Annotated in this window: 4 protein-coding genes, 1 pseudogene and 1 other annotated feature; all 5 genes and pseudogenes read left to right on the top strand. The window is 43.9% G+C overall.

The annotated features are described in order from the left end of the window. Positions 1–112: pseudogene (locus tag ACEYV4_RS02545) on the top strand (cysteine desulfurase); the annotation flags it as partial. 34 nt (positions 113–146) lie between these two features. Next, positions 147–1,367, top strand: coding sequence for a tRNA uracil 4-sulfurtransferase ThiI (gene thiI, locus ACEYV4_RS02540; protein WP_373841875.1), 1,221 nt, complete (start codon positions 147–149; stop codon positions 1,365–1,367). Positions 1,368–1,411: 44 nt separating this feature from the next. Further along, positions 1,412–1,624: a binding site (T-box leader), on the top strand. Positions 1,625–1,700: 76 nt separating this feature from the next. Further along, positions 1,701–4,358, top strand: a complete 2,658-nt coding sequence (locus ACEYV4_RS02535) for a valine--tRNA ligase (RefSeq protein ID WP_373841874.1) — start codon at positions 1,701–1,703, stop codon at positions 4,356–4,358. A 72-nt stretch (positions 4,359–4,430) separates the two neighbouring features. Further along, the gene (locus ACEYV4_RS02530; protein ID WP_373841873.1) at positions 4,431–5,744 is read left to right on the top strand and encodes a folylpolyglutamate synthase/dihydrofolate synthase family protein; all 1,314 of its coding nucleotides are present in this window, start codon (positions 4,431–4,433) and stop codon (positions 5,742–5,744) included. Between the two features lie 74 nt (positions 5,745–5,818). Beyond that, positions 5,819–6,442: a JAB domain-containing protein gene (locus tag ACEYV4_RS02525; protein WP_373841872.1), complete on the top strand. Its 624-nt coding sequence runs from the start codon at positions 5,819–5,821 to the stop codon at positions 6,440–6,442. The last annotated feature ends 113 nt before the right edge of the window (positions 6,443–6,555 follow it).

Here is a 6,555-nt window from a genome sequence, read left to right as displayed (position 1 = left end):
TACTAGTGCAGTTCGAATTAGTCTTGGCGACCAAAATACCTTGGAAGAAGCTGACCAATTTAATCGGGTCTTTGATGAATTGTATGCTGGCTTTCAAAAGATTATTGATTAAAAAGAAGTAACTAATTGAAAGGAGGGATTGTAAGGTGCAATATACCGAAATTATGGTCCGGTATGGTGAATTATCCACTAAGGGCCACAATAAGAAGTCTTTTATTGATCGTCTTGGTGCAAATGTTCGCCATGCCCTGCATAACTTTGACCAAGTCAAGGTCCATGCACAACGAGACCGTCTGCATGTTGAACTCAACGGTGCTGATTATGATCAGGTAATGAAACGGCTGAAGTTGGTTTTTGGCATTCAGAATTTTTCACCATCGATTCGAGTAGCAAAATCATTTGATGCGACGGCTAAAGCGGCAACCCAAATGGTTGAGGAACAAGTTGACCACCCCATGACCTTTAAAATCGAGACGAAGCGGTCTGACCACCATTTTAAGCTCGATACTTTTGGCATGAACGATAAGCTTGGTGGGTACCTTTTGCATAAGTTCCCTGATAAGCTTAAAGTTGATGTTCACCATCCTGACCTGACAATTCGGGTAGAAATTCGTCTTAACGGAATTTTTCTTTCAAGTGAAACTATTCAGGGTGCTGGTGGCTTACCAGTTGGCACCGCCGGTAAGGGAATGATGATGTTATCCGGTGGAATTGATTCGCCAGTAGCTGCTTACCTTGGAATGAAGCGGGGTGTTTCCATGGAAATGGTTCACTTCTACAGCCCGCCGTACACCAGTCCTCAGGCTCTCGCAAAGGCTAAACAATTGACAGAAAAATTGGCCAAGTATTGTGGGAGTATTCGCTTTATCCAGGTACCGTTTGCTGAGATTCAAGAAACGGTTAAGGAGAAGGTACCAGAGGGCTATCTGATGACCGTTCAAAGACGGATGATGCTCCGTTTGGCAGCCGCTCTGATGGTAAAGCGACACGGCCTAGCAATTTTTAATGGTGAATCGCTCGGCCAGGTGGCTTCACAGACCATGGAAAGTATGCTGGCGATCAACGATGTGACTGCTTTTCCGGTTCTGCGTCCGGTTCTGTCCTTTGATAAGACCGAAATTATTAAAATTGCTAAGGAGATTGGCACCTATGACCTGTCAATTTTGCCTTATGAAGACTGCTGTACCGTCTTTACGCCACCATCTCCCAAGACGAAACCGCGAGTTGATCGGGCACGTGAGTACGAAAAGCGTCTTGATATCGATGGCCTCTTAAAGCGATCTTTGGAGAATATCAAAATCACTCAAATTCATCCAGGTGAAGATTTCTTGAACCAAAATGAAGATGTTTTTGCTGAATTGTTGTAATCGGTGCTTGACGATCCACAATTATTTAGCTATGATACAAGCATAAATAAGCGTTGACCGAAAGAGTAACGAAAAGCGTGGATCCACCAGAGAGGGCCCGGTGCTGTAAAGGGCCTGGTTCAGCTTCGTGAAAGTAGTTCGGGAGCTGATTGGCTGAATTATAGTAGGCTGGTCCGGTTCATTGACCGTTATTAAATGAACGAGGGGGACGGGAAACCGTCCAACATAGGTGGTACCGCGATTCAATCGTCCTATCTGTTTAGATAGGGCGATTTTTTATTTTAGTTAATGCTATTAATTTAATTGAGAATTTTGGAAGGAGCGATTATACAGATGGCAACCAATAAGGAAATGTCAACGAAGTATGATCCGATAGCTGTCGAAGCTGGTCGTTACCAATGGTGGATTGACCAGGGTCTTTTTAAGCCAAGTGGCAACAAGAAAGCACACCCGTATTCAATTGTGATTCCACCGCCGAATGTTACGGGGAAGTTGCACTTAGGCCATGCTTGGGATACGACCCTGCAGGATATTTTAATTCGTTGGAAACGGATGCAAGGCTATGATGTTCTTTGGTTACCAGGGATGGACCATGCCGGAATTGCTACCCAGGCAAAGGTGGAAGCCCGTTTACGCAAACAGGGTATTTCACGTTATGATCTTGGTCGGAAGAAATTTGTCCAACAGGTTTGGGATTGGAAAGACGAATACGCTGACATTATCCACAAGCAGTGGGCCAAGATGGGAATCTCGGTTGATTATGACCGGGAACGTTTCACCTTGGATAAGGGTTTAAACAAGGCGGTTCGTAAAGTCTTCGTTGATCTCTATAAGAAAGGCTTAATCTACCGGGGAACCTACATTATCAATTGGGATCCCCAAGCACGGACGGCTCTGTCTGATATTGAAGTTATCCATAAAGATGATAAGGGTGCCTTCTACCATGTTAAGTATCCATTTACCGATGGTACTAAGTTTAATGGCAAGGACTACATTGAAATTGCCACGACCCGGCCAGAAACAATGTTTGGTGATGAAGCCGTAGCTGTTAACCCACACGATAAGCGTTACCAAGGCTTAGTTGGCAAGCACGTTCGCGTACCGTTGGTTAATCGGGAAATCGAAATCATTGCTGATGATTACGTTACCCCTGACTTTGGGACCGGAATGGTAAAAATTACTCCTGCCCACGACCCTAATGACTTTAAGGTTGGCAAACGACACAATTTACCAGAACTAAATACGATGAATGAGGATGCCTCAATGAACGAAAATACTGGTAAATATGAGGGCCTGGATCGGTTTGCAGCCCGGAAAGCCATGGTTAAAGACCTAGAAGACCAAGGTTACATGCTCAAGGTGGTGCCAATTGTTCACTCTGTTGGCCACTCTGAGCGGACCGGTGTTCAGGTTGAGGCCCGTCTATCCACACAATGGTTTGTGAAGATGAAACCATTGGCTAAGTTGGCGTTGGATAACCAGAAAACGGCCGATAAAGTTAACTTTATTCCAGGACGATTTGAACATACCTTTACCCAATGGATGGAAAACATTCATGATTGGGTGATCTCCCGGCAGCTATGGTGGGGACACCGTATTCCGGCCTGGTACCATAAGAAGACTGGTGAAATCTACGTTGGGATGGAAGCACCAAAGGATGCCGAAAACTGGACTCAAGATAAGGATGTCCTTGATACTTGGTTTAGTTCTGCACTGTGGCCATTTTCAACGATGGACTGGCCGAATACCGATGCTCCAGACTATAAGCGTTACTTCCCAACCAGTACTCTGGTAACGGGTTATGATATCATCTTTTTCTGGGTTTCCCGAATGATTTTCCAATCATTGGAATTCACTGGTAAGGCGCCATTTAAGAATGTTCTGCTTCATGGATTGATCCGTGATGAACAAGGACGGAAGATGTCCAAGTCACTGGGCAATGGGATTGACCCGATGGATGTTATCAAGAAGTACGGAGTCGATGCTTTACGCTGGTTCTTAATTACTGGTTCTACACCGGGACAGGATATCCGCTTCTCTTACACCAAGATGGATGCAGCCTGGAACTTTATCAACAAGATCTGGAATGCTAGCCGGTACGTGATCATGAACCTCGGTGACATGCCGGCACCAGTTCTACCAGATAAGGCTAAGTGGGATCTTGCCGATCGTTGGATTCTTAGCCGTTTGAATGCTACTGTCAAGCAGGTTAATGAGCAACTTAATAAGTTTGAATTTGGTGAAGCTGGTCGGGCGCTTTATAACTTCATTTGGGATGATTTCTGTGATTGGTACATTGAAATGACCAAGGAAAAGCTCAACAACGGTACTGCTGAAGAAAAGCAGGATACTAAGAATATCTTGGGCTATGTTCTTGACCAGCTTTTGAAACTGATGCACCCAATTATGCCGTTTGTTACCGAAAAGCTTTGGCAGTCGATGCCCCATGAAGGCAAGTCCATTATGATTGCTAAATATCCAGTTACCCATTCTGAATTTGACGATCCACAGGCGGAAGAACAAATGAGCAATTTGATTGCAATGATCAAGGCCGTTCGTAATATCCGCAGTCAGGTTAATGCGCCGATGTCGAAGCCGGTTGATATTCTTGTTAAAGTTGATAATCAACACTTGGGTGATACCCTCAGTGCTAACCGGGATTACATTGATCGTTTCTGCCACCCTGCGGAATTAACGATCTCAACTGATGTTAAGGCTCCTAAGCTAGCTTTGTCCGGTATCTTGGCTGGTGCCGAAGTCTATATCCCGATGGCCGAATTGGTTGACTTGGATAAGGAACGGGCCAAGGTTCAAAAAGAAATTGGTAAACTAGAAAAAGAAGTTCAACGTTCTCAAAAGAAACTAGGTAACCAGAAGTTTGTTGAAAATGCTCCTACGAAAGTTGTCGAAGCAGAAAAGCAAAAAGCTGTTGAATGGCAGCAAAAGTTAGATTCCGCTAAGGAACGATTAGCTTCTCTTCAAGAGGCCTAGTAAAATTGAAGATGGTTGTGGTACGATCTGAGTATCATAACCATCTTTTTTTGCTTAGAAAGGACTAATTTCATGATTAAAACCTATCAGGATGCCCTAAACTTTATTCACGGTCGAACAAAATTTAAAAAGATTCCTACCTTAAAGCGGATGCAACGGTTCTTGGCTGAGCTTGGTAATCCCCAACAAGGGCAACACTATATCCATGTTACTGGAACCAATGGTAAGGGTTCAACGGTGGCAATGTTGCGGTCAATGCTATTAGCGAGCGGCTTAACGGTTGGCAGTTTTACATCACCATTCATTACGCGTTTTAATGAACGAATTGAATATAATGGCCAGCAAATTAGTGACGATGACTTAATTCGCTTGACTCAGCGTCTGGAACCAGTAGTGGCGAAACTGGATGCTGAGCTACCAAGCGGCGGGCCAACCGAATTTGAGATTGATACAGCCTTGCTTTTTTGTTACATGGCTGAGAAGAAACCCGATGTAGTACTGCTGGAAGTTGGCATCGGCGGATTATACGATTCAACTAACGTCATTATTCCAGACGTCAGTGTCATCACGACGGTTGGCTGGGACCATATGAAGTACTTAGGCAATACTCTTGCCGCCATTGCTGGTCAAAAAGCCGGCATTATTAAAAATAAGGTTCCAGTGGTGATTGGCCGGTTGCCCACGTCAGCTCGCCAGGTGATTACCCAAACGGCGGCTGATAAACAAGCACCACTGTACGCATTTGGTACCGATTTTAGGAGTCAAAAGGTAAATGGCCACGGCCTCTATGCCAAGGTGCAATATGATGGCCTAGAAATTCATCACGGAGAATTTCAGCTCGGCCTAGCCGGAGATTACCAAGTTGCTAATGCCGCCATTGCATTGACAGCGGCCCAATTATTCTTAAGAATTCACCAATTGCCACTTGACCAGGCTGCTTTCCGCCAGGGACTAGCTACTAGTCAGTGGCCTGGCCGAATGGAAGTGGTTAATGATGATCCCCTAGTGTTACTTGATGGCGCCCATAATTTACCGGGGATTCAAGCCTTAGTAAAGACGATTAAGGGTGACCTCTTTGATCGAGATGTTTATCTTTTGGTAGCCATTCTAGCTGATAAACAATATAAGTTGATGCTTGGAGAATTAGCCAGTCTCGGCAATGTTCACTTAACAGTTACTAATTTTGCGGGGCCTGGTCCCCGGCGGCCAAGTGCCAACTTAGGAACGGTTGCTCGTCAATTAAACAGTCGTTATCCGATTCAGGTTGTTAAAAACTGGCAGGTTGGCTTTCAACAGGTTGCCCATCAGTTAAACAGTGATGATGTCATGATTGTAACGGGGTCGCTTTACTTTATTTCCGATGTTCGTCATCTTTTTGAAAATTAGTAAATTTTTAAGGGCAAAATTGATTCTTTTCCGTATTGGTATATTAGAGATCCAATGTGGAGGGAGTTTAAATTATGTCAAAATTAATTAATGACCAATATGCTAGATTAGTGCTAAGGAGTATTTCCGGCTTAATGGTGGGGGACGAGGAAGCAGTGAATTATATTCTGCGGTGCTACCCAACGCCAGTTCATTTTAAGCAAATGACTCGAAATGAAGAATGTCAACTAACGCTGAATAATCTAAAGATGGATCAATTTTTAGCCGCCGTGAAGTTAGGTCAATTGATCGCTCGTAGTCATCCGGCAATAGTTGGTCATGCTTATTCGAGTATCGAGCTCGGTGCAGCAATGATTAGCCACTTTACAGGTGTTGATAATGAACAGGTATGTTTAGCTTGTACAGATGTTCATAATGATATTATTGACTTGCAAACCCTGTTTACTGGTGGACGTAGTGAATGCGCCCTTTATCCTGATCAAATTTTTAAGCTAGCATTACGTGATTCTGCTTCTGGAGTGGTGATGATTCACAACCATCCTTCAGGGGATGTGCACCCATCTCACCAAGACCTGTCTTTTGCCAAACGGTTGGAACGTGGTGGGAAGATTCTTGGTATTCAAGTATTGGACTTCTTAATTATTGGCCGGGACCAATATTATAGTTGGCGGGAACATCAGGTTAGGCGAAAAAAGTAAAGAAAAGCTTAATTTCTTCTTGAATATTTTTTCTTCTCGTCATGATAATGTATATTAGTGTTCGTATGTAGCCGATGGCTATGGTATAATATGCACGATATTAATTTGAAATT

Source organism: Limosilactobacillus sp. (assembly GCF_041859915.1).
GTDB lineage: Bacteria > Bacillota > Bacilli > Lactobacillales > Lactobacillaceae > Limosilactobacillus.
This window is presented reverse-complemented; position numbering and strand designations above follow the sequence as displayed.